Source organism: Gordonia terrae, assembly GCF_051789125.1.
Classification (GTDB): Bacteria; Actinomycetota; Actinomycetes; order Mycobacteriales; family Mycobacteriaceae; genus Gordonia; species Gordonia terrae_A.
Window position 1 is genome coordinate 907990 of the sequence record NZ_CP196526.1, and the last position, 23137, is coordinate 931126.

20 protein-coding genes are annotated in these 23137 nt (G+C 66.6%); 13 read left to right on the forward strand and 7 right to left on the reverse strand.

Annotated features, from left to right (window positions below; genetic code table 11):
* Positions 1–61 precede the first annotated feature (61 nt).
* From ACSUZC_RS04145 to ACSUZC_RS04165, 5 genes are read right to left on the reverse strand one after another with little or no spacing between them, the layout of a single operon-like run.
* The gene (locus ACSUZC_RS04145; protein WP_439031653.1) at positions 62–772 is read right to left on the reverse strand and encodes a GntR family transcriptional regulator; all 711 of its coding nucleotides are present in this window, start codon (positions 770–772) and stop codon (positions 62–64) included.
* On the reverse strand, positions 769–2052 hold the full coding sequence (locus ACSUZC_RS04150) for a CaiB/BaiF CoA transferase family protein (RefSeq protein ID WP_439031654.1): 1284 nt from the start codon (positions 2050–2052) through the stop codon (positions 769–771). Before ACSUZC_RS04150 ends, ACSUZC_RS04145 begins: the two co-directional genes overlap by 4 nt.
* A complete protein-coding gene (locus ACSUZC_RS04155; protein WP_439031655.1) occupies positions 2052–3149 on the reverse strand; it encodes an acyl-CoA dehydrogenase family protein in 1098 nt (365 codons plus the stop codon). The genes ACSUZC_RS04150 and ACSUZC_RS04155 overlap by 1 nt, the downstream gene beginning before the upstream one ends.
* Positions 3146–4303 (reverse strand): acyl-CoA dehydrogenase family protein, encoded by a 1158-nt coding sequence (locus ACSUZC_RS04160; protein WP_439031656.1) that lies wholly within the window; start codon positions 4301–4303, stop codon positions 3146–3148. Before ACSUZC_RS04160 ends, ACSUZC_RS04155 begins: the two co-directional genes overlap by 4 nt.
* Positions 4300–5106 carry an enoyl-CoA hydratase-related protein gene (locus tag ACSUZC_RS04165; protein ID WP_439031657.1) on the reverse strand — a complete coding sequence of 269 codons (807 nt, stop codon included), beginning with the start codon at positions 5104–5106 and terminating at the stop codon, positions 4300–4302. Before ACSUZC_RS04165 ends, ACSUZC_RS04160 begins: the two co-directional genes overlap by 4 nt.
* Before the next feature lie 198 nt (positions 5107–5304).
* On the opposite strand from ACSUZC_RS04165, the gene ACSUZC_RS04170 reads away from it, so the two are divergent.
* From ACSUZC_RS04170 to ACSUZC_RS04180, 3 genes are all read left to right on the forward strand, one after another.
* Positions 5305–6063 (forward strand): SDR family NAD(P)-dependent oxidoreductase, encoded by a 759-nt coding sequence (locus ACSUZC_RS04170; RefSeq protein WP_439031658.1) that lies wholly within the window; start codon positions 5305–5307, stop codon positions 6061–6063.
* A complete protein-coding gene (locus tag ACSUZC_RS04175) occupies positions 6060–6461 on the forward strand; it encodes a VOC family protein (RefSeq protein WP_439031659.1) in 402 nt (133 codons plus the stop codon). The genes ACSUZC_RS04170 and ACSUZC_RS04175 overlap by 4 nt, the downstream gene beginning before the upstream one ends.
* A 175-nt stretch (positions 6462–6636) precedes the next feature.
* Positions 6637–8184 carry an FAD-dependent oxidoreductase gene (locus tag ACSUZC_RS04180; protein ID WP_439031660.1) on the forward strand — a complete coding sequence of 516 codons (1548 nt, stop codon included), beginning with the start codon at positions 6637–6639 and terminating at the stop codon, positions 8182–8184.
* Positions 8185–8308: 124 nt separating this feature from the next.
* Here ACSUZC_RS04180 and ACSUZC_RS04185 read toward each other — a convergent pair whose 3' ends face one another.
* Together ACSUZC_RS04185 and ACSUZC_RS04190 are read right to left on the reverse strand one after the other, a co-directional pair.
* Positions 8309–9100: an SDR family NAD(P)-dependent oxidoreductase gene (locus tag ACSUZC_RS04185; RefSeq protein ID WP_439031661.1), complete on the reverse strand. Its 792-nt coding sequence runs from the start codon at positions 9098–9100 to the stop codon at positions 8309–8311.
* A 127-nt stretch (positions 9101–9227) separates the two neighbouring features.
* Positions 9228–10028: an IclR family transcriptional regulator gene (locus ACSUZC_RS04190; protein ID WP_439031662.1), complete on the reverse strand. Its 801-nt coding sequence runs from the start codon at positions 10026–10028 to the stop codon at positions 9228–9230.
* A gap of 247 nt (positions 10029–10275) precedes the next feature.
* On the opposite strand from ACSUZC_RS04190, the gene ACSUZC_RS04195 reads away from it, so the two are divergent.
* From ACSUZC_RS04195 to ACSUZC_RS04240, 10 genes are all read left to right on the forward strand, one after another.
* Positions 10276–11373, forward strand: a complete 1098-nt coding sequence (locus ACSUZC_RS04195) for a 2Fe-2S iron-sulfur cluster-binding protein (protein WP_439031663.1) — start codon at positions 10276–10278, stop codon at positions 11371–11373.
* A gap of 132 nt (positions 11374–11505) precedes the next feature.
* On the forward strand, positions 11506–12696 hold the full coding sequence (locus ACSUZC_RS04200) for a Rieske 2Fe-2S domain-containing protein (protein ID WP_439031664.1): 1191 nt from the start codon (positions 11506–11508) through the stop codon (positions 12694–12696).
* A 38-nt stretch (positions 12697–12734) separates the two neighbouring features.
* Positions 12735–13919: an acyl-CoA dehydrogenase family protein gene (locus ACSUZC_RS04205; RefSeq protein ID WP_439031665.1), complete on the forward strand. Its 1185-nt coding sequence runs from the start codon at positions 12735–12737 to the stop codon at positions 13917–13919.
* A gap of 26 nt (positions 13920–13945) precedes the next feature.
* Positions 13946–14905 carry a VOC family protein gene (locus tag ACSUZC_RS04210; RefSeq protein WP_439031666.1) on the forward strand — a complete coding sequence of 320 codons (960 nt, stop codon included), beginning with the start codon at positions 13946–13948 and terminating at the stop codon, positions 14903–14905.
* Positions 14902–16503 (forward strand): flavin-containing monooxygenase, encoded by a 1602-nt coding sequence (locus tag ACSUZC_RS04215; RefSeq protein WP_439031667.1) that lies wholly within the window; start codon positions 14902–14904, stop codon positions 16501–16503. The genes ACSUZC_RS04210 and ACSUZC_RS04215 overlap by 4 nt, the downstream gene beginning before the upstream one ends.
* 18 nt (positions 16504–16521) lie before the next feature.
* Positions 16522–17499 (forward strand): alpha/beta hydrolase, encoded by a 978-nt coding sequence (locus ACSUZC_RS04220; protein WP_439031668.1) that lies wholly within the window; start codon positions 16522–16524, stop codon positions 17497–17499.
* 87 nt (positions 17500–17586) lie between these two features.
* A complete protein-coding gene (locus tag ACSUZC_RS04225) occupies positions 17587–18489 on the forward strand; it encodes an SDR family NAD(P)-dependent oxidoreductase (protein WP_439031669.1) in 903 nt (300 codons plus the stop codon).
* A 14-nt stretch (positions 18490–18503) separates the two neighbouring features.
* The gene (locus ACSUZC_RS04230) at positions 18504–19388 is read left to right on the forward strand and encodes an SDR family NAD(P)-dependent oxidoreductase (RefSeq protein ID WP_388053823.1); all 885 of its coding nucleotides are present in this window, start codon (positions 18504–18506) and stop codon (positions 19386–19388) included.
* Positions 19385–21391: a flavin-containing monooxygenase gene (locus tag ACSUZC_RS04235; RefSeq protein ID WP_439031670.1), complete on the forward strand. Its 2007-nt coding sequence runs from the start codon at positions 19385–19387 to the stop codon at positions 21389–21391. Before ACSUZC_RS04230 ends, ACSUZC_RS04235 begins: the two co-directional genes overlap by 4 nt.
* On the forward strand, positions 21388–23085 hold the full coding sequence (locus tag ACSUZC_RS04240; protein ID WP_439031671.1) for a 3-ketosteroid-delta-1-dehydrogenase: 1698 nt from the start codon (positions 21388–21390) through the stop codon (positions 23083–23085). The genes ACSUZC_RS04235 and ACSUZC_RS04240 overlap by 4 nt, the downstream gene beginning before the upstream one ends.
* Positions 23086–23137 lie beyond the last annotated feature (52 nt).

The window sequence follows — 23137 nt, forward strand, 5'->3', positions numbered from 1 at the left end:
CATGTTGTGCAGCAGGTTGCCCGGCGACTGCGGGGGTTCGGGTGTGGTCGTCGACGGGGCGTCACAGGTTCGGTCGCTCGCCCGTGTGTCTCGGTGACGTGGCGTTCAGCATCACGCCCGTGCTCGTCTCACCGCCCTTGCGGTGGACGTTCATCAGCTCGATCAATCGGTTGTTGTCACCGGCGACGAGTGCCTCGACCATGTCGTCGTGCTCGGCGCACACCTTGCGGCGTACGTCGGCGTCGTAGAGGTAGGCGGCGTGATAGGGCATGGCCAGGTTCCAGAGCCGCCGCAGCTCCGCGACCACCAGGGACAGGGGCGACCGTTCGAAGACCGCGAAGTGGAACGTCTGGTTGCGCAGTCGCATCTCGAGGATGTCGGCGGCCTCGGCCGCTTCAGCGACGAGGTCGCGGAGTTCGCTGATCTCGTCGAGCGCGGCATCGTCGAGTCTGGGCAGCACGGCCAGGACCTCACGCTCGAGAGCGGCTCGCATGAGGTAGATCTGGTCGAACTCCGACTGGTTCAGCCGCGCGACGGTGTAGCCGACATTGTGCTCATGTTGAACGAGTCCTTCGGAGGTGAGCTGGCGGAGTCCTTCACGGACGGGCAGCCGGCTGACACCGAGGCGCTCGGCCATCAATTCTTGTCGGATCGGTTGTCCGGGAGGCAGTTCGCCGGTGACGATCATCCGCTCGAGTTCGGCGACCACGCGAGTGGCCGCGCGTGACACCGCGGGCTTGCCCGAGCCGTCGCCCATCGCAACTCCGGTCATGCGTCGCCGAACACCCCCGCCGTGCGGAGCATCGACAACCGCTCGGCGTCGTATCCCATGGCTTCGAGGACCTCACCGGTGTGCGCGCCCCTGGCCGCTGCCGGACGTGGTGACCGGTGACCTGCGTCGCTCAACGAGATCGGCACGCCGACACCGCGATAGTCGTCGGTCTCGAGGAACAGGCCACGGTGCCGGACCTGTGCCGAGGTGAGGGCTTCGTCGATGGTGTTCACCGAACTGGCGGGTACCCCGGCGGCTTCGAGGCGGGCGGCGAGGTCGGCGCGATCGTACTCGGCGATGCGTCCTCCCAATGTGGCAGCGAGGATCTTACGGTGGGCATAGCGGTCCTTGTTCGAGGCGAAGCGCGGGTCGTCGGCGAGATGTGCGACGCCGAGTGTCTCGACCAGCGACCGGAACTGGCGGTCGTTGGCGGCGCTGACGAAGAAATCGCCGTCGCGGGCGGGAAAGACCTGATACGGCACGACGGTGGGATGGAAGTCCCCGGTGCGCTGCGGGACTCCGCCGCCGGCAATCCAGTTCGCCGCATGGGGATGGAGAAGCGAGATGACCGAGTCGAGCAGGGTCATGTCGATGAGTTGTCCGCGCCCGCTGCGTTCGCGCGCGAGCAGAGCCAGCAGGATGCCGCTCACCGCCATGTTCGCCGCGACGATGTCGACGATGGGGACGCCGACGCGCAGCGGACTGCCGTCGGGGTAACCGTTGATGCTCATCAGGCCGCCGAACGACTGGAGTACCGCATCGTAACCGGGAAGGCCGCCCATAGGTCCGTCCACGCCGAAGCCGGTGATGCGGCAGTACACCAGGCCGGGATGCCGCTCGGCGAGGACCGTCTCGTAATCGAAGCCCCAGCGGGTCATGGTGCCCGCCTTGAAGTTCTCGATCACCACGTCGGCCCCCGCGAGAAGGTCGGCGAGGATCGCGCGTCCTTCCTCGGTCCGCAGATCCAGGCAGATGTTCTCTTTGCTGTGGTTCAGGCTGTTGTAGTAGGCGCTGCTGGTGCCGTCGTCGACGAACGGCGGTCCCCAACCGCGGGTCTCGTCACCGCTGGGAGCCTCGACCTTGATCACCTCGGCACCGTGGTCGGCGAGCGTCTGCGCGCAGTAGGGCCCGGCGAGCACCCGGCTCAGATCGAGGACGCGGACGCCGGTCAGTACACCGTTGTCCTCGGCGGTGTCGGCGGTTCGCCACGCCCCCCGCGGGTCGACCGCGGGCGTCGGCTCGGGCGCGGTGTCGTCGCCGACCGAAATCGTCGTGCTCACTACGAAGTCCGTTCTGTCGATACGGGTTCGGTGCCCGAAGTAGTTGCGGTTCCCGTGATCAGGTCCCACGGGTCGGAATCGTCGTCGAGGATCTGTGCGGCGATCACGTCCGCCCACTCGTGCTCGGTGCCGTAGCGGTCGCGCCACGCCCACAACGCGGTGGTCGAGCGTCCGAGCGGGTGCTCGGAGGTGAAGCCGATGGCACCGTGGATCTGATGGCCCGCCGCGGCGACCTCGTGGCTGTAGAGCGATGTGACGACTTTCGCTGCCGCGGTGGCGGTTCGCGCGACGCGTGGATCACCCGAATCGGCCGCGACGGCCCTGCGGGACGCGATCTGCATCATCGTCGTCGATGCGGCCATCGAAGCGAGTCGTTGCTGGATCGCTTGGAACTTGGCCAGCGGCCTGCCGAACTGGGTTCGCTCGGACGCGTAGTGCACGGTCCGGTCGCGGACCGTTCCGGCAGCTGCCGCCATCGCGGCGGCATAGACGAGCGCACCGCGCTGTCTCAGGTCGGCGGCGGTGACCAGGCAGTCCGCAGTGGTCGCCGGGACAGAGCCCAGGGCGACGGTGCCGATCGAGGCGCCCAGGAGGTCGCTCCCTCCGGTCACCGACACGCCGTCGTGGGCCAGCGAGATGGTCGCCACGCGGGCGCCGGAGTTCTCGGTCTCGGGGACAAGGATGACGAGCGATGACGCCGGGGACACGTGGACGACGTCGCGGACGGTGCCGGTCACGCGCAGTGGCTCGAAGGATTCGTCGACGACGAATCCGGCGTCGGCCACCCCGAGCGTGGCGGTGTCCGGGCCGAGATCTTGTCCGGTCGTGCCGGACAGCCACGCGGCGAGCATCGCATGTTCGATGAACGGGACGAGCGCGCCGCTCCCGATCACCGTGGACAGCACCGCGATCGCGTCGGCGGTGTCGCACCCGTGACCGCCGGCCTCGGTCGGGACGTCCACCGAGGTGAAACCCGCCTCGACGAGCGCAGCCCAGAGTGCGTCCGACACCCCCCGAGCGGGGGTCTCGGTGTCGATGTCGATGCGGTCCAGCATCGAGCGGGTCGCCGCGATCAACTCATCTGCCAGGTCGCTCATCGAATCCCCAATCCACGCGCGACGATCCCGCGCAAGATCTCGTTCGTTCCGCCCCGCAGGGTGAACGCCGGTGTGTGTAGGACACTCTGCGCGAGCAGGCGCTCGAACGGGGTGCCTCCGTCGCGGCGGGCGATGGTCCCGGAGGAGCTGCGGATCGCATTGACCAGATCACCCTCGAAGGTGGAGCCCAGGTCCTTGACCATCGCGGCGAGGACATCTGGCTTGCCCCCCGCGGACAGCTCATCGGCCACCTGCAGCGACATTCCGCGCAGTGCCCACGCCACGGCAGTGAGCGTTCCGAGTGTCGTGCGCTGCTCCGGTGTCGCGCCATGTGCACGCAGTTGGCCGGCCCAGGCGCGGAGCAGGGGCATCGTGCTCAGGTACCGCTCCGGTCCGGAACGCTCGAAGGCGAGTTCGCCCATGACCTGGGCCCAGCCGCGGCCGCGTTCGCCGAGTAGCGCCGACTTGTCGACGACCGCGTCGTGGAAGATGACCTCGTTGAAATGCGCCTGCCCGTCGATGCTCCGGATGGGCCGGATCTCGATGTCCGGGTGGGGGAGGTCGACAACGAGTTGGGACAGCCCCTGTTGTCGGTCATCGGGGACGCCGTCGGTGCGTGCCAGCAGCACCATCGCGTGCGCGAGGTGGGCGCCGGTGGTCCAGACCTTGGTGCCGCTGACCGTCCACGAGTCACCATTGTCGACGGCGCGCGTGCGAACGGCAGCCAGGTCGGAACCGGCGTCCGGCTCACTCATGCCGATGGCGAAAAAGATCGTGCCGGAGGCGATCCCGGGCAGGTATCGCCGCTTCTGCTCCTCGGTTCCGTTCGCGAGGATGCCCGGTGCCATCTGGCGGTCGGCGATCCAGTGGGCGGCCACGGGGGCGCCGTGTGCGAGCAGCTCCTCGGTGACCACGAAACGTTCGACCGGCGTGCGGCCGTGGCCGCCGTACTCGGTCGGCACGGTCATACCGACCCACCCACGCGTTCCCAGGCGGCGACTGAATTCGGGATCGAATCCGGTCATCCAGCTGTCGACGTCGGGGATGATGCCGCCACTGTCGATCTGGTCGCGTAGGAATGCGCGAACGTCGGCCCGGAGTGTGTCGAGTTCGTCGGCGGTCACCGAGCGCCGCGGCGAGGAGGTGGTCGTCACTGCTTCGGGCCCCGCGACGACCAGGCCTGCTGCCCCTTTCGGGACATCGACCACATCTGCACTCCGCGTTCGATTTCCAGGGCCGACGACCAGCTGACCGCCGGCGGACCGAGTTCGAGTCGGGCGCTGGTCATGATCCGACGGGTCAGTTCTGGATCGCGTGCGGCCGGCCCGGTCAGCCCGTCGACGAGTGCGGGCAGTTCCTCGGCGGGGACGGCGGCGTGTGCGAGACCCTTCGCGACCGCGTCGGCGCCGGTGAGGCTCTGTCCGCAGGCGGCCATGGCGATCGTCGCCGACCAGCCCACCGCTCGCCCGAGCAGGGACAGGTGTCCGCCACCGGGATGGATGCTGCGCGCAAGGAACCCACTGTCGAGAATCGCGTCCGGTGTGGTCACGAGGATGTCGGTGGCCATGGCCAGATTCAGTCCGGCTCCGACTGCGCCGCCCACCACCACGGAGATGGTCGGCACGGGTAGCGACCCGACCCGCACGAACGCGCCGTAGACCGCCGACGTGCGTGAGACCGCCTCGGGCGAGGCGGGATCTGATGAAGAGGTCGCCAGATCGCGGGTGTCGGCGCCGCTGCAGAAGTACTGGCCCGCCGCGTCGACGACCACGGCTCCGATCGTCGGATCGTCGGTCACCCGGTCGCAGAACTCGTCGATCGCCGCTGCCATCGTGAGACTGATCGCGTTCTTGCGTCGCGGGTTGTTGAGGGTCAGACGCGCGACGCCATCGGTCACCGAGGTGAGAACCGACGGAGCATCGGTATCGGGCTGGGTACTGGTTCCTTCTGACGTCATGTCGCCGACCCTAACAAGATCGGATCAGAAATTGTATCCAATCACTGGGGTCTGCTCATTGTCCCCGGTAGGGCGCGTTCGGGTCGCCCGCTCAATGGGACGGACCGACCGGCAGAGGTCGGGAACGGCACTACTGTGCGGCGAACGACGTGGCTCAGCGCAGGTGGGCCATCGCGTGGCGACAGAAGGAGCAATCAGGTGTTCGATTTGACCGGACGGACCGCGTTCGTGAGCGGCGCGGGACAGAGTGTCGGCGAGGGAATCGCGAGAGTTCTCGCCAGGCAAGGAGCTTCGGTGATCGTCAACGACCTGCACGCCGACCGCGCGGAGAAGGTCGCCGCGGCGATCGTCGAGGAAGGCAACCGCGCCGTAGCCGCACCCTTCGACGTCGTCGACTACGACGCCACCGTCGACAGCATCCGTGCCGCCGAAGCCGAGCTCGGCGGGCAGGTGAACATCGTGGTGAACAATGCCGGCGTTGCGGAAGGCCGGATGATCAAGCCTTTCCGTGACCTGGCGCCCGAGGAATGGCGAGCCCCCATCGACCTCAACATCTTCGGCGCGATGAACTGCATCAAGGCCGCGATCGATGGAATGTGCGACGCCGGGTGGGGGCGGATCGTCCAGATCTCGTCCGGCTCGGCGCGCACCGGTCAGAATATCAACCAGACGATGTACGCGACTGGGAAGAGCGGTATCGAGGGGTTCATTCGGCATCTGGCCGCCGAAACCGGCCAGTACGGCATCACCGCCAACATCGTGGCTCTGGGTCATCAGAAGAATCTCGAGGAGAAGATGCCGCCGGAGATGCTCGAAGCAATCCTGAAGACCATTCCGATCGGCAGGCTGGGTGACCCGATCGAGGTCGGGGCGTTCTGTGCGTACCTCGCCTCCGACGAGGCAGGCGGCATCACCGGCCAGACCCTCGACTTCAACGGCGGGTCGCAGACGCGATGAGCGAAGGTGCGGTCACCCTCTCGCTCACCGCGATCCGGGTCGGCGATCTGACGAGGTCGGTCGAGTTCTACACGAAAGGTTGCGGTTTCGAGATGGAGCGTGAGTTCACCACGCCCTCGTTCACCGCGGCGATCGTCCGCGCGGGTTCGGCGGGCCTCGAACTCATCCTGCCCGCCGACGGCGCGGTCTCCCAACCCGCCGATCACGGTGACATGCTGCGCAAGTTCGTCCTCAACACCGACGACCCGGCGGAGATCATGCGCCAGGCCTGCGGGCTCGGCGGCAAGGTGATCACCGAGGCCGCCGAGTATCCCGAGTACGGCATGACGATCGGAGTGATCGCCGACCCGGACGGATACGAACTGGAATTCGTCGGGCCGGTGCAGCCCGCAGGGTGACGAGGACCACTGAGCGGGAACGGCGCGGTATGGGTCACCGTGAGGCCATTAGCGTGGCCGCTGCCGGTGGCGATCAGGAGCTCGGCCGGCATGAGATCGACATCCGCGCACGCCGGGACGGCCGGTGCGGCGCAAGAACACGGAGTGCGCAATGACTTGAAACAGCAGTTTCGACGTGGTCGTCATCGGGTCGGGCGGGGCCGCACTGGCCGGCGCGCTCGCGGCGACGTCGCGCGGGCTGACGGTGTGTGTGGTGGAGAAGTCGGACCGGTTCGGCGGGACCTCGGCCTACTCGGGCGGCAGTGTGTGGTTGCCCGGCAACCACGTCCTCGCGCGCGACGGCGTCGACGACTCGGTGGAGAATGGGCTCACCTACTTCCGAGGCACCGTCGGCGACCGGACCGATCCCGACGTGCAGCGCACGTTCATCGAAACCGGTCCGGTGGTTGCCGAGTTCCTCGAGAACGAGATCGGGATCCCGCTCGAACACCGGCCGTTCCCCGACTACTACGCGGCGCCGGGCCGAAAGGACTACGGGCGGAGCATTTTCGCCAAACCGATCACCGCCGACGAGGTGGGGGCCCGAGTCCACGACGTCCGCCCGATGGTCCCGGCCGATCAGTTCGGCATCGAGATGGACCGTACTGTGCTCGACGGTGGGCAGGCCTGGATCGCGCGGATGCTGTTGGCCCTCGACGAATCCGGACGTGCAGAGCTTCACACGGAGACCGCCGCCGAGTCCCTGATCTCTGACGAGTCAGGTCGGGTCACCGGCGTCGTGGTCCGCAGTGCGAACGGCGAACGCAGCATTCAGGCGCGGGGCGGGGTCCTGCTCGCGGCCGGTGGCTTCGAACGCAACGCCGAGCTGCGACACGACCTTCAGCAGATGCCCTCGTCGAAGTGGACCTCCTCGCACCCGGACACGGGATCGGGCGACGCCCTCGCGATGCTCCGGAGCGTCGACGCGGCACTGGATCTGCTCGACCAGTCGTGGTGGTGCCCGGCAACCCTCTTCCCGAACGGCCACGCGGTGTTCACGCTCGGTTTGCGGGCGGGGATCATCGTCGACGAGACGGGCAGCCGCTTCGCGAACGAACTGCTCCCGTACGACCAGATGGGTCGCGCGATGCGCGAACGGATGCTGGCCGGAAAGGGCGATGGGTTCTGGTACATCTTCGACGACCGATCCGGCGACGACCTCCCGGCGATCTGTGCGCCTTCCCCGGACCGAGCGGAGATGACCGCGGCCGGCTTGTGGCACACCGCATCGTCGATCGACGACCTGGCGTCCGCGATCAGGATCGACGCCGCGGCGCTCACCGCAACGGTGGATCGCTTCAACCAGATGGCCGCGCAGGGCAGCGACGACGACTTCCAGCGTGGCGAGGACCCATACGGCCGGTTCTTCCTCGGTGCCCAGACGGCCGCCCAATGCCTGGTCGCCCTCGACGGATCGCGCTTCCACGCGGTCCGGATGGTGCTCGGTGATCTTGGCACGAAGGGCGGGGCGGTGATCACCGGCGACGGTGCGGTGCTCCGGACCGACGGTAACGGCGTGGTGCCCGGGCTGTATGCGGCCGGCAACTCCACGGCTTCGATCTCGGGGGAGGTCTATCCAGGTCCCGGGACACCGCTCGGTTCCGGGATGGTCATGGCCTACCGTGCCGTCGCGGACATGGCCTCACAACTCGCCGACGCGGGACAGGCAGCCGAACCCGCCTGACATCGAAACGATCTGGGGCTTGCTCCGGAACGCAATGTTCCACAAAGACTCCGGGCCGTGGTGCGGCAGAATGCGCGCCACGGCCCGGCTTCATGTCCGGTTCAGGTCGATCGACGAACCCGCTTCAGAGGTGACTACCGCCGTCGATGCGGATCTCGGTCCCGCTGATGAACGCCCCGTCGTCGGAGGCCAGCATGGCCACGACGCCGGCGACCTTCTCCGGTCCGGCCATGCCGGGGACGGCCGACGGTTCAGAGTTCTCGATCCGGACCACCGGTTGCATCTTCATGAACAGCGACGCGTCGGAGTCCTCCGGCAACCCCGGGGCCGAGGTCATGCCGGACGAGATGCTGCCGGGCGCCACCGACACGGCGCGGATCCCCTGCTTGGCGAACTCGAGCGCGATGGTGTGCGTCATCGACTGGATGCCGCCCTTGCTGGCCGCATAGGCGGCCATGTAGGGGTGCGCGAAGCTGGCCGAGGTGGAACTGAAGTTGACGATCACGCCGCGGCCGCATTCGATCAGCGCCGGCAGCGACTCCCGGATCATCAGAAAGGTGCCGGTCAGGTTGATGCGGATGATCTGATCCCACTCCTGCAGCGTGACCTGCTCGGTGTGTCCACTGCGGAGAATTCCGGCGGCGTTCACCAGTACGTCGAGTCCGCCGAGGTGGCCGGTGGCGAAAGCGACGCCGTCCCGCACCGAATCCTCGTCACCGATGTCGATGGCGCGCGAGACGAACTGGTCCGGTTTCGCGACGTCGGCTGCGGCCTGCGCGGTTGCGGCGAGCCCGTCGCTCGAGACGTCGGCCCCGACCACGTTCGCGCCCTCGGACAGCAGTCGCAGCACGGTGGCCTTGCCGATCCCCGAACCCGCGCCCGTGACCAGGACACGTCGGCCGTCGAATCGATTCATCCGTTCCTCCTTCTCGTCGCCCCGTCCGGTACACGAGGGCTGTGGGCCTCGATCGTGCCTCGGTACGGAGGGTCGCGTCGCCCACATCTCCCGCTAGGTGGGCGGTGGCGACAAAGGGAACCTCGAATCAGTGATCGGCGAGATCGGCTGCGACGCACCGGTCCCAGATCTCGCGCGCTGCGATTCGGACCGGGCCGAGGAGTTTGCGATGATCGATGGCTCCCACCGGACCGCAGATGGAGAGGCCGGCCATGTTGCCGTAGATGTGGTCGGGGGGCCCGATCGACACACCGACGCAGGCGATCCCCGGGAAAGCCTCTCCCCGATCGAACGCGCCACCACGATCACGGATCTGCGCGAGCTCACTGTCGAATCGCGACGCCGTTGTGATGCTGAGCGCGGTGCGCCGGACGAGTTCACCGTCCTCGTCTGTGTGCAGACCTCGAGGTGAGATGCGTCGCGGCGATGTCTCCGCGTAGGCGAGTACCACTTTCCCGAGCGCGGTCAGGTGTGCTGGGATTCGTTGGCCCACGGCGGTCGGGGTTGGGCCCGACAGTCGCCCGTTGACTTTTGCGAGGTAGACCGTGTCAGCGCCGTCGACGACGCCGAGTTGCATGGTGTAGCCGGTGCGCTGCGCGAACGCGTGCATCACCGGCCGGGCCCCTCTGAGCAAGCGGTTCTGGTTGAGTGCGGCCTGCCCGAGTTCGTAGGCCTTGACCCCCAGCTCGTAGGTCTGGTCGGGTGACCGCGCCAGCCAGCCCGCCTGGGCGAGCTGCTCGAGTAGACGATGGACCGACGACCGCGGCAGCTTTGTGCGGGCGGTCACCTGGGCCAGGGTCATGGGCCCTGCTCCGTTGAACGCCTCGAGCACCGTCGACACCCGATCTACCACCGAAATGGGGGTGTCACCCGTCTGTGTCGTCCTCACCTGACCTCCTTGATGTGACACTGATCACGATACCCCCGCGCCGGCGGACGTCCTCCGCCACCGCTGTTCAGCGACACCGACCGTCTCAGGCGAGGCGACCTCCTGTCGCCTCGTGCTCCCGGCCAGCGGAACGAGCCCCCAACGGAGCGGATCCGCCTGTCTATCCTTCGCGGAATGTCCGCGTGGTCACGGACGGTTCGCGCGAGAATGCGGCCGCGATCCCGCACGAGAACCGATGAGGAGGCTCATGTCCAGCGACGCGATCGCCGACGCCGATGTGGTGACGCTGCCGGCAGTCGGAGCGACCGCCGAAGGAGGTCGTGGTCGACGTGTCCGCGTGGTCGAGGTCATCGACGAAACCGCCGACGCCCGGTCGATCGTTGTGCGTCCCCGGCCCGAGGACGCCGACGAATTCGACTATGCCCCCGGTCAATTCCTGACGGTTCGGGTACCCGACGCCGGCAACGGCAGTGCGCGGTGTTACTCGCTGGCAAGCTCACCGCACGCGGACACCCACGTGAAGCTCACGGTGAAGCGCGTTCTCGGCGGGCACGGCTCGAATTGGATCTGTGACACCGTCGAAGTGGGGGACGAGCTCGAGGTCCTTCCGCCCGCAGGCACCTTCGGTCCGCGCTCGCTGACGGAACCTGTGGTGCTGGTCGCCGGCGGCAGCGGCATCACGCCGGTCATCTCCATTGCCAAGTCGCTGCTCTTCAGCGGTCCCGGTCACGTCTTCCTCGTCTACGCGAATCGCGACGAGGAGTCGGTGATCTTCGCTGCCGAACTTCGTTCGCTGACCGAGCGGTTCGCCACGCGACTGACCGTGGTCCACATACTGGAGTCGGTCCAGGGATACCCGACCCGGGAGGGGCTGTCTGCGTTGTTGCGGCCGATGACCGATCGCAACGTCTACGTCTGTGGACCCACCCCGCTGATGGATCTCACCGTGGACGTGTGTGCGGAGGTCGGCTTCTCACATGACCACGTCCACACCGAGCGATTCCTGTCGTTGCACGGCAATCCGTTCGACAACGTCGAGTCGTACGAGACCACCGGCTCCGACGCCGGTGAGGTTGTCTGCGCGGTCGAGGTGGATCTCGACGGCGAACGGCGCACGGTCGAATGGAAGGCACGGCAGAAGCTGCTCGACGCGCTGCTCGCGGCCGGCCTGGACGCGCCCTACTCGTGTCGGGAGGGCGCCTGCAGCGCGTGTGTATGCGTCCTGAAATCGGGGGAGGTGACCATGGCGCACAACGAAATCCTGGCCGAAGAAGACGTGGCGGAGGGGTATGTCCTCGCGTGTCAGGCCGAGCCGGTCAGCGACGCCATCGAGATCGAATACTGAAACCGGCCGCCCGGGTTCTGAATCGGCTTCCCATTCGATGGGAGACGCACGTCACAAGTGGGCCTTCCGTTGCCAAGCTGAGCACACCGCGATGCAGCGACGGATGTCGCGAGAATCCGATCAGGAGGCCCAGTGAGTTCCACCACCGAAATCAACGACGAGGTAAGGGTCATCGATGCCGGAGCGCCGCCGGAGCGATTCGCGCGCGGCTGGCACTGCCTCGGGTTGGTGCGTGACTTCGCCGACGGCCAGCCTCACCAGGTCTCCGCGTTCGGTACCGAACTCGTCGTGTTCGCAGGCGAAGACGGCACGATCAATGTCCTCGATGCGTTCTGCCGGCATATGGGTGGAAACCTGGCGCAGGGCACCATCAAGGGCAACACCATCGCCTGCCCGTTCCACGACTGGCGGTGGCGCGGCGACGGCAAGTGTGCGGCCATCCCGTACGCCAAGCGAGTCCCGCCGATCGCCCGGACCCGGTCCTGGCACACCTCGGTGGTCAGCGGACAGCTGTTCGTCTGGCACGATCCACAGAACAGCAAGCCACCGGCCGAGCTCGCGATCCCCGAGATCCCGACCTACGGCGATCCGGGGTGGACGGACTGGGTCTGGAACTCGATCGAGGTCACCGGGTCGCACTGTCGCGAGATCGTCGACAACGTCGTCGACATGGCGCACTTCTTCTACGTCCACTACGGAATGCCGACGTACTTCCGGAATGTGTTCGAGGGACACACGGCGACGCAGTCGATGCGGACACGGCCACGTCCGGATGCGGCGGGGGTCAGTCAGAGCACGAACTACAGCACCGAAAGCCAGTCGGACGCTACCTATTACGGGCCGTCCTACATGATCGACAAGCTGTGGAGCGGCGGCCGGGACCACGAGGATGGGCCGAACATCTACCTCATCAACTGTCACTACCCGATCTCGGCGACCTCGTTCCGGCTTCAGTACGGCGTCATCGTCGAGAAGCCCGCCGGACTCGCCGACGAGCAGGCGGAGCAGATCGCCCAGGCGGTGGCCAAGGGTGTCGCCATCGGCTTCGAGCAAGACGTGCACATCTGGAAGAACAAGTCGCGGATCGACAATCCGCTCCTCTGCGAGGAGGACGGTCCGGTCTACCAGCTCCGCCGCTGGTACGAGCAGTTCTATGTCGACGTCGACGACGTGGCCCCGGAGATGGTCAACCGCTTCGAGTACGAGATCGACACCGAGCGCGCGCTGCAGTCGTGGCAGGCAGAGGTGGACGACAATCTCGCAGCCGGGCGCAGCGCGTTCGCGCCGAACCTGACGTCCGCCTCCGCCGAGTCGACATCCTGACCGCCTGCGGTCGACGAGACACCCACCAGGAGAACACCATGAGCTACGAAGTCCTCGACAAGATCATCGACGGAGCTGACGAATTGCGTTCCGGCGCCGAGGAGTCGGAGAAACTCGGCCGCCTGTCCGACGATGTCGCCAAGGGCCTCAAGCGGTCCGGGATCATCCGGCTCCTGCAGCGCAAGAGATACGACGGGTACGAAGCCCATCCGAGAGAATTCGCCGAGACCGTGATGAAGACGGGAAGCATCTACGGCTCCGCCGGCTGGGTCGGCGGCATCGTCGGTGTGCACCCCTGGCAGCTGGCCTTCGCCGACCCGAAGGTCCAGGACGAGGTCCTCGGCGGCGATTCCGACACCTGGCAGGCGTCTCCGTACATGCCCGGTGGCGTCGCGATCCCGGTCGAGGGCGGGTACCGCATGACCGGCCGTTGGCAGTTCTCGTCGGGAACCGACCACTGTGACTGGATCTTCCTGGGCGCCATGGTTGGTGGTGACGACGGCAAGCCCCTGATGCCCCCGACCGGGTTGCACGTCATCCTGCCGCGGTCGGACTACGAGATCATCGACGACTCGTGGGACGTCGTCGGTCTGCGCGGCACCGGCAGCAAGGACATCGTGGTGACCGATGCCTTCATCCCGGACTACCGGGTGATGAAGTCGCGGGAAGTCATCGACGGCACCGCGGCCAAGGAATACGGCGTCACCGAGACCCTGTACAAGATGCCGTGGTCGACGATGTTCCCACTCGGTATCACCTCGGCGACCATCGGTATCTGCGAGGGCGTGCTCGCCGCCGGAGTCGACTACCAGCGCGAGCGAGTGAACGCAAACGGCACCAAGATCAAAGATGACCCCTACGTCCTGCACGCGCTGGGCGAAGCCGCCGCAGAGATCGATGCGGCCCGGCAACAGCTGTTGAGCAACGTCGATCGGGTCTGGGACCTCGTCGATTCCGGGCGGGACGTCGACTTCGAGACCCGGGCAGCCGTGCGACGCAACCAGGTTCGTTCGGCATGGCGTGCCGTGCGGGCCGCAGATGACGTGTTCGATCGTTCCGGCGGAAACGCTCTTCGGATGGACAATCCGCTACAGCGTTTCTGGCGCGACGCCCACGCTGGTCTGCACCATGCGATTCATGTGACCAGCACGACGTATCACGCATCGGCGTTGTCGTCGCTCGGAGTCGAGGTCCCTGCCGGACCGCTTCGAGTTCTGATCTGATCCGGACGAGTCGAGGACAGGACGTTATGACTGAGATCAAAGGCCTGGGGTACGTGCGGGTGTTGGCCACCGATATCGATCGCTGGCGAGAATTGGGATACGACGTACTGGGTTTCGCGCCCGGCTCGGGTCCTGAGAAGGACGCGCTGCACTTCCGGATGGACGAGCGGCCGTCGCGGATCACCGTCGAGCACGCCGATGTCAACCGTGTCAGTGCGGTGGGTTGGGAGGTCCGTGACCACCTCTCCCTGCAGCGGTTGATGTCCACGCTCGACGCCGAGGGCATCGAGTACGCGCCGATGTCGCAGGACCTCTGTGACGCCCGCAAGATCGAAGCCGGCATCTCGTTGAAGGATCCGGGCGGCACGCCGCTGGAGATGTTCCACGGGCCTGCTCTCGATCACAGCCCGGTGATCACGAAATACGGTCAGAAATTTGTGACGGGCCAGCAGGGTCTGGGGCACGTGGTCATGCCGACCACGAACTTCGACGAGTCCTACCTCTTCTACACCGAGACGCTGGGTTTCCTTCCGCGCGGCGCTTTCCGGATGCCGTCGCCCCCCGGCGCCGGCCCGTTGCGCATTCGCTTCCTCGGCATCAATCAGCGCCATCACAGCCTGGCGATCATGCCGAGTCTCGAGGGCCGTGATCCCGGTCTGATCCACGTCATGGTGGAGGTGGACGAACTCGACGCCGTCGGGCGCGCCTACGACCAGGTGATGTCGCGCGACTTCCCGGTGTCCTCGACGCTCGGGCGGCACACCAACGACAAGATGGTGTCCTTCTACGTTCGCGTTCCGGGTGGTTGGGACATCGAGTACGGCACCGGCGGGAAGCTCGTCGACGAGAGTTACTACACCGCAGAAGAGATCACCGCAGACAGCTACTGGGGTCATGAGTGGATGTGGGCGCGCGAGGCGAAGGCGGCGGCACGCAGAGCGGCCCAGGACGAGGAAGTGGCCCAAGAGGAGGAAGTGGCATCGTGACGATCAGGGACTTCGATCACGATGTGGTGGTCATCGGCGCGGGACTCTCCGGTCTCTACGCGGTGTACAAGCTCCGCGCACAGGGCCTGACCGTCCATGGGTTCGAGTCAGCCGAGGGCGTGGGCGGGACGTGGTATCACAATCGCTATCCGGGCGCGCGGTGTGACGTCGAGAGCATCGATTATTCGTACTCGTTCGACGACGATCTGCAGCAGGAGTGGACCTGGTCGGAACGATTCGCCACGCAGTCCGAGATCCTGGCGTACCTCGAACACGTCGCCGACCGGTTCGATCTGCGCAAGCACTACGACTTCCTCACCCGGGTCACCTCGACCGTGTACGACGAGGACTCCGCCCGGTGGACGATCTCCACCGACACCGGCCTGACCACGAGGGCGCGCTTCGTCGTCATGGCGACCGGGGTGCTCTCCGCGACCAACCGGCCCGACATCCCCGGACGAGACCTTTTCGAGGGCGAGAACTACCACACCGGCGAATGGCCGCACCACGAAGTCGTTTTCACCGGCAAACGTGTCGGTGTCATCGGCACCGGGTCATCCGGTATCCAGTCGATCCCGGTGATCGCCGAGACGGCGAAGCAGGTGGTGGTCTTCCAGCGCAGCCCGAACTATTCGATCCCCGCCGGCAATCGGCCACTCACCGACGACATGATCGCCGACGTCAAGGCGAATTACGCCGAGCGCAGGCGGTTGTCCCGGGAGAGTGGCGGCGGCACCCCGAACGCCCCGTACCCGAAGGGCGCGATGGAGGTCGACGACGCCGAACGCAAACGCGTCTACGACGAGTGGTGGCATCGCGGCGGTTATCTGTTCGCCAAGGCGTTCCCGGACCAGACGATCAGCCGGGAGGCCAACGACACCGCCCGTGAGTACGTCGAGGCGAAGATCCGGGAGATCGTCAAGGACCCGGCGGTCGCCGACCTGCTCATCCCCACCGATCACCCCATCGGAACCAAGCGGATCGTCACCGACAGCGGCTACTTCGAGACCTACAACCGCGACAACGTGACCCTGGTGAACCTGCGAGCCACCCCGATCGAGGAGATCACCCCCGGCGGGGTGCGTACGACCGAGCAGGAGTACCCGCTCGACATGCTCGTCTACGCCACCGGGTTCGACGCGATGACCGGTTCTCTGTCCCGCATCGACATTCGCGGTCGGGCCGGTCGGACCATGGTCGAGGAGTGGTCGGCCGGACCGCGCACCTACCTCGGTCTCGCCGTCAACGGGTTCCCGAACATGTTCTTCGTGACCGGTGCCGGAAGCCCGAGCGTGCTGGCGAACATGGTGCTCGGCGCCGAGCAACACATCGACTGGATCGCAGCGTGTATCGCCCATGTCGACGGACACAACGCGGCGACGATCGAGGCGGAGAAGGAAGCCGTCGACAGTTGGGTCGCGGAGTGTAACGCCAAGGCTGCCGGGACGCTCTTCCCCACCGCGAACTCGTGGTACATGGGGGCGAACATCGAGGGCAAGCCGCGCGTGTTCATGCCCTACATCGGTGGATTCGGCAACTACGGGAAAATCTGCGCCGAAGTCGCGGAGGCCGGTTACAAGGGCTTCGCGATCTCGTGAATACGAAGGGGCTGCAGCATGTCTGAACGCAGGACCGATCTACATCCCGATGTCGAGGCGATGCTGTCGGCGCTGGAGGCCGGGTTCCCGGACGTGACCGAACACGATCCCGCCGAACTGCGTGAGATCATCGTGTCCCGGCGGGCGCCGTTGTCACGACAACCCGACATGGCGGTCGCCCGTGACGTCGCGATCGACGGACCCGATGGCGACCTTCTCGGAGTGCGAATCTACGTACCGCACGGTCGTTCCGACGATCGTCGAGATGATGCCCGGCCGGTCGTGGTGTTCGCGCATGGCGGTGGTTTCGTGTTCTGCGATCTCGACAGCCACGACGAGTTCTGCCGGGCTATGGCGGCCGAGGTCGACGCCGTCGTGGTGTCGGTCGATTACCGTCTGGCGCCGGAGAACCCGGCGCCGGCGGCGATGGAGGACATGTACCGGGCGATCTGCTGGACGGCCGAGAACATCGCCGGTTATGGAGGAGACCCTGCCCGGATCGCGGTCGCCGGCGACAGCGCCGGCGGCAACCTGGTCGCTACCGCGAGCATCGCTGCGCGCGACCGGGGCGGCCCGGCGATCGTCGCTCAGGTCCTGCTCTACCCGGTCATCGACGACGACCTCGACACCGAGTCGTATCGGCGCTACGGAGTCGGTTACTACAACAGCACGAAGGCGATGCGATGGTACTGGGATCAGTACGCGCCGAACGGGCGTGACAGCGCCCGGATCATTCCCACGCGCGCGGCGTCGCTCGCCGGGCTACCGGCGGCGGTGGTGGCGACGGCCGAACTCGATCCGCCGTGCTCGGCCGGAGAGGACTATGCGCACCGCCTGCGCGAGGCCGGTGTCCCGGTCATCGAGCACCGGTTCGACGGATTGTTCCACGGGTTCTTGACCTTTCCACAGTTGTCGCTGACACCTCCTGCGCGGGAGAAAGTCTGGCAGATGATGCGCGACGTCCTCGCGCAGACAGCGAACCAGCCCTCCCATTGAGTGGACCGGCACGGCCCGCCGCCGCGGCGGACCGCCGAGCATAGGGCGAGATGTGAAGTCGAACACAGGAAGTGCGTAGAGGTGGTCATGACACAAGAAGTGGCGGGCCGGCGGTTGACGGGCAAGGTCGCTCTGGTCACCGGCAGCAGTCGCGGGATCGGCCGGGGGATCGCCCGCCGGTTGGCGTCGGAAGGTGCGACGGTGGTCGTCACAGCTCGGTCGGCCAAGCCGTCACCGTCGGTGCGCAACGGTGAGAACCACGTGCTCGCCGGGTCGCTGGCCGAGACCGTCCAGGCGATCGAGGAAGCGGGCGGCACCGCCATCGCGATCCCGGCCGACCTGGAGAACCCGGTGGACCGTGACGGCCTCGTCGATGCTGTGGCAGAGGCCGCCGGCGGCATCGACATCCTGGTGAACAATGCGGGGTTCGCCGACTACAGCAGCATCGAGAACATGAGCGAGGAGACCTTCGACCGCACCGTCGAGCACTATCTGAAGGTTCCTTTCCTGCTGTCACAGAGAGCGATACCGCACATGCGGAAGAGTGGCGCCGGCTGGATCGTCAACATCGGGTCGTCCACCGGCATGAGTCCGATCCGACCCTTCCGTGACTACAACAAGACCTCTGGCGACGTCATCTACGCGGCGACGAAGGCGGCGCAGCACCGGTTCACCCAGGGGCTCGCCGCAGAATTGCTCGACGACAACATCGCGGTCAATGCCGTCGGTCCGTCGACTGCCATCCGGACGCCCGGTGCGGCGGCACTGCTGCCCGACGGTTACGAGACCGAACCCGTCGAATACCTCGCGCAAACCGTGCTGGAGATGTGTACGACACCCGCGGCGGAACGAACCGGATTGATCGCGTTCAGTCTCCACTACCCGTGGGCGACCGACACTGTTGTCCGCACCTTGGACGGGCGCGACGAGTTACCTCGCCGCGAGCCGCCGTCGTGGAGCAATCCCAACATCCGCCCCACCGGGCTCTAGGAGTGAGCACGACGATGGGTACTGCTGCACAACAACGTTTTTCGACCGGCACGGCGGTGGTCACCGGGGCGGCCGCGGGTATCGGCGAGGGACTCGCGCGCCGGCTGGCGTCGCTCGGGATGACGGTGGTCGTCGCCGACGTCGACGCCGATCGCGCTGCCGCGGTGGCCGCCGACATCTCCTCGGCCGGTGGGCGGGCCGAAGGGCGGGGCGTCGACGTCAGTCACCCCGACGAGGTCGAGGCGCTGGCCGAGTCGGTGTTCGACCGGCACGGCAGCGTCGAACTGCTCATCAACAACGCGGGGATCGAATCGGCCGGTCTGCTCTGGGAGATCGACGACGCACGCTGGCGCCGACTCATGCAGATCAACGTCGACGGGGTGTTCTACTGCCTCCGGTCCTTCGTCCCCCGGATGCTCGGGGCGGGATCGCCGGCGTGTATCGCCAACATGTCGTCGGTCGGTGGACTCAATGCAGTTGCGGTGCAGGGGCCCTACATCGTGAGCAAACACGCGGTGCTGGCGATGACCGAATGCCTGCACCAGGACCTGTCGATCGTGGGAGCCCCGATCCAAGTGAGCGCGATCATCCCGCACTCGGTCCGAAGTCAGATCTTCCTCGCGGCTCAGCGGGAGGCGCCGACCGACAACCCGACCGCCAACGCGGTCTTCGATGCCATGCAGCGCGACAACGTGGCCAAGGGCCTCGATCCGCTCGATGCCGCCGAGCACATGATCGAGCAGATCGCCGAGGGCGAGTTCTGGATTCACTCCGACGACGAGATGTGCGCGGCGGCGGCCCATCGTCGTGGCCGCCAGCTCCTGGACCTTCTCCCACCACCAGACCCACGAGACATGCTCACCCGCATGGGTGTGCCGCTCCCGGAAGGCAAATCATGACCGAGACCATCTCCGCAGGGGTTCAATCCGACGGAACATCCGACGGGGCCCGTGTCGATCCGGACGCTCTCCGCGAGATCCTCACCGAGTGCGACCCCGCGCCGCTGCTCATGTCACTCGTCCATCTCACCGGGGACACCGCACTTCTCGACGAGTTCGGAGCCAGGCTCGAATACTCCCGTCCCGGAACGCACTACGGCACCCCGACGCCGGGCGCCCTACCTGCCGGGCAGTATCCGCAGGACGTGGTCGACGACGTCCGGGCCCGGGCGCTGGAGATCCTCACCGGCTCCGATCTCGTTGCGCAGCTGGAAGTACCTGCGCCCGACCTCTTCAGCGCGATGGCCCGGGTGGCCACCTCGCAGGAGGTCGACGAGGAGTTCATCCCGCTGCTGCGCGAACAGGCCGGTTTCGTCACCGACGAGCGGTATGTGCCGGTGACCGCGACGCCGCCGACCGACTTCGAGGTGATCGTCGTCGGCGCCGGTATCACCGGTATCAACGCCGCGATCAAGTTGGGCCAGGCGGGCTTCTCGTACACGGTCTTCGAATCCAGAGACGAGATCGGCGGCACCTGGACCCGCAACACCTACCCGGGCGCGGCCGTCGACACGCCGAGCCACTACTACTCCTATTCGTTCGAACTGAACCCGAACTGGTCCCGGTACTACCCGACGGGCCCCGAATACCAGCAGTATCTGCTCGACGTGGTCGCCAAGCATGAGCTCCGCGAACATATTCGGCTGAAGACCTCGGTGCAGTCCATGACGTGGTCTGAGGAGGATCAGGTCTGGGAGGTCGTGACCCGCGACCGCGCCGGCGCCGTCGAGCATCACCGGGCCAAGGCCGTCATCTTGGCGCTGGGGATGCTGAACTCCGCCAACATCCCCGACGTGCCGGGCCTGGACACTTTCGACGGTCGCGTCGTCCACACCGCCGAGTGGGATGCCGACCTCGATGTCACCGGCAAGCGAGTCATCGTCTTGGGAACCGGTTGCACGTCGGTCCAGGTCGTGGCGAGCATCGTCGACAAGGTGTCGGCCCTCGACGTGATCGTCCGCACCCCGCACTGGATCGTTCCCGAGCGCACCGTCGTTCACGACGTTCCTGCCGGACAGCGCTGGGCGCTCGAACATCTCCCGTTCTACAACCAGTGGTTCCGCCTGCGTTCCTACTGGTTCGCCTCGGACAACCTCTACCGCTTGCCGCGTGTCGACCCCGAGTGGGCGGCCAGCCACTTCTCCGCGTCCGCCGAGAACGACATGGTCCTGAAGAACGCCCAGAAGTATCTGCGGGACAGCTTCCCGGACCGTCCCGACCTCATCGAGAAGTTGACGCCGGACTTCCGCCCCTACGCCAAGCGGATCGTCAAGGATCCCGGCTTCTATGCAGCACTGAAGCGGGACCATGTGTCGTTACACCGCGCCTCGTTCGAGCGGGTGACCCCCGAGGGTGTGCACACCACCACGGGCGAGTTCATCCCGGCGGATGTGATCATCTTGGCCACCGGTTTCACGCTCGACTTCACGACGAAGATCGACATCGTCGGACGGAACGGCGAGAAGCTCGCCGATGTCTGGAAGGGCGGCGAGGACCCGCGCGCGTACAAGGGCGTCCAGGTGTCCGGCTTCCCGAACCTCTTCGTGACCTCGGGTCCGAACTCGGCGCCCAATCACGGGGCCGGACACAACATCACGAGTGAGGAACAGGTCCACTACGTGGTGGAGTGCCTCCAGTATCTGCTGGAGCACGACTACGCATCGATGGATGTGCGGCAGGAAGTGCTCGAGGAGTACAACGCCGAGGTCGACAAGGCCCTCGACGAGACGGTCTGGGTGCACACCGGCGGGCCGGTCAACAGCTACTACCGCAACAGCAGCGGACGGGCCATCGTGCCGTGCCCGTGGCGCCTGGTCGACTACTGGACGATGATGCGTGAACCGGATGCCGAGGACATGACCTTCGTCTCCGGAACCGGCGCGCCCGCGGAGTCGGCCCGATGAGCGCACCCTCGACACACACCGTCGACCTCCTGGTCATCGGAGCCGGTACCGGTATGGCCGCCGCGCTTGCCGCGCACGAGCTGGGTCTGAGCACCCTGGTCGTCGAGAAGTCGGAGTACGTGGGTGGTTCGACCGCCCGCTCGGGCGGGGCGTTCTGGATCCCCGGCAACCCGGTGCTGACGAGCGCGCAGCCCGAGGACACGACCGAGGTGGCCGCGACCTATGTGGCCTCGGTCGTCGGAGACACCGCGCCACGCGAGCGCGGCACCGCCTTCCTCGATCACGGGTCGGCGGCGGTGGCCATGCTCTCGCGGACAACGCCCATGAAATTCATGTGGGCACCGGGTTATTCGGACTACCACCCGGAGTTGCCGGGTGGGTCGGCGGTCGGTCGGACCTGCGAATGCAAGCCGTTCGACGCGGCGCAGCTCGGGTCCGAACGACCGCGACTGCGTCCGGGTCTTATGGAAGCGCCGCTGCCCATGCCCGTCACCGGTGCCGACTACAAGTGGCTCAACCTGCTGACGAGGGTGCCGCGCAAGGCGGTGTGGCGGGTGGCCAAAGCGCTGTCGATCGGCGTCGGCGGACTCGCTCTGAGGAAGGAGTATGTGGCCGGCGGTCAAGCCCTGGCGGCGGGTCTGTTCGCCGGAGTCGTGCGTGCCGGGATTCCGGTGTGGACCGACTCGCCGATGGTCCGGCTGCTTTCCGACGGTGGCCGGGTGACGGGTGCGGTGGTGCGACGCAACGGTGTCGAGACCGTTGTGCGGGCCCGCAGAGGTGTTGTCCTCGCCGCCGGTGGATTCGACCACGACATGGAGATGCGCCACAAGTTCCAGTCCGAACAGCTGATCGACGGGGTCAGCTTAGGGGCCACGACGAACACCGGCGACGCCATCAAGATCGGCCAGGAGCTCGGAGCCGGCCTCGCGTCGATGGACCAGGCGTGGTGGTTTCCCGCGGTGGCGGCGGCCCCGGGTGGGTCGCCGTCGGTCCTGCTCGCCGAGAGGTCCCTGCCGGGCTCGTTCATCGTGGACGCCTCGGGCCGCCGGTTCATCAACGAAGCGGTGGACTACATGAGTTTCGGACAGCGCGTGCTTGAACGCGAGCGTGCCGGGGATCCGGTCGGCGAGATGTGGCTCGTGTTCGATCAGAAGTACCGGAACAGCTATGTCATGGCGGGCGGCTTGTTCCCCCGGCAACCGCTGCCCCAGAAGTGGTATGACGAGGGTATCGCGGTCGCCGCGGACGATCCGCGCGATCTGGCGGTGCGTATGGGGGTCGACGAGTCCCGCTTCGTGGACACGTTCGATTCGTTCAACACCGCCGCCCAGGTGGGTGTCGACCACGCGTTTGGCCGGGGTTCGAGTGCATACGATCGGTACTACGGCGACCCGACAGTCACACCGAACCCCAATTTGCGCGCCTTGCATCGTGATTCGCTCTACGCGGTCCGCGTCGTGTTGAGTGATCTGGGAACCTGTGGTGGGTTGCGTGCCGACGACCGCGCACGGGTTCTACGCGAGGACGGTTCGGTGATCGACGGTCTGTACGCGATCGGCAACTCGGCTGCCAACGCATTCGGCGCCACCTATCCCGGTGCGGGTGCGACGATCGGTCAGGGACTCGTCTACGGGTACATCGCCGCCCTCGCGGCCGCCGGGAGGCTGCCGGATCCGGCGAAAGCTGCTCACTGACAACTGAACACCGAGAAGGGCCCCGATGACCAGTCATCGGGGCCCGTCTCGT

Excerpts from the sequence above, each read along its gene's own strand:
- ACSUZC_RS04145 (WP_439031653.1), bottom strand. The coding sequence starts at position 772 with ATGACCGGAGTTGCGATGGGCGACGGCTCGGGCAAGCCCGCGGTGTCA.
- ACSUZC_RS04155 (WP_439031655.1), bottom strand. The coding sequence starts at position 3,149 with ATGAGCGACCTGGCAGATGAGTTGATCGCGGCGACCCGCTCGATGCTG.
- ACSUZC_RS04165 (WP_439031657.1), bottom strand. The coding sequence starts at position 5,106 with ATGACGTCAGAAGGAACCAGTACCCAGCCCGATACCGATGCTCCGTCG.
- ACSUZC_RS04175 (WP_439031659.1), top strand. The coding sequence starts at position 6,060 with ATGAGCGAAGGTGCGGTCACCCTCTCGCTCACCGCGATCCGGGTCGGC.
- ACSUZC_RS04185 (WP_439031661.1), bottom strand. The coding sequence starts at position 9,100 with ATGAATCGATTCGACGGCCGACGTGTCCTGGTCACGGGCGCGGGTTCG.
- ACSUZC_RS04195 (WP_439031663.1), top strand. The coding sequence starts at position 10,276 with ATGTCCAGCGACGCGATCGCCGACGCCGATGTGGTGACGCTGCCGGCA.
- ACSUZC_RS04205 (WP_439031665.1), top strand. The coding sequence starts at position 12,735 with ATGAGCTACGAAGTCCTCGACAAGATCATCGACGGAGCTGACGAATTG.
- ACSUZC_RS04210 (WP_439031666.1), top strand. The coding sequence starts at position 13,946 with ATGACTGAGATCAAAGGCCTGGGGTACGTGCGGGTGTTGGCCACCGAT.
- ACSUZC_RS04220 (WP_439031668.1), top strand. The coding sequence starts at position 16,522 with ATGTCTGAACGCAGGACCGATCTACATCCCGATGTCGAGGCGATGCTG.
- ACSUZC_RS04225 (WP_439031669.1), top strand. The coding sequence starts at position 17,587 with ATGACACAAGAAGTGGCGGGCCGGCGGTTGACGGGCAAGGTCGCTCTG.
- ACSUZC_RS04230 (WP_388053823.1), top strand. The coding sequence starts at position 18,504 with ATGGGTACTGCTGCACAACAACGTTTTTCGACCGGCACGGCGGTGGTC.
- ACSUZC_RS04235 (WP_439031670.1), top strand. The coding sequence starts at position 19,385 with ATGACCGAGACCATCTCCGCAGGGGTTCAATCCGACGGAACATCCGAC.
- ACSUZC_RS04240 (WP_439031671.1), top strand. The coding sequence starts at position 21,388 with ATGAGCGCACCCTCGACACACACCGTCGACCTCCTGGTCATCGGAGCC.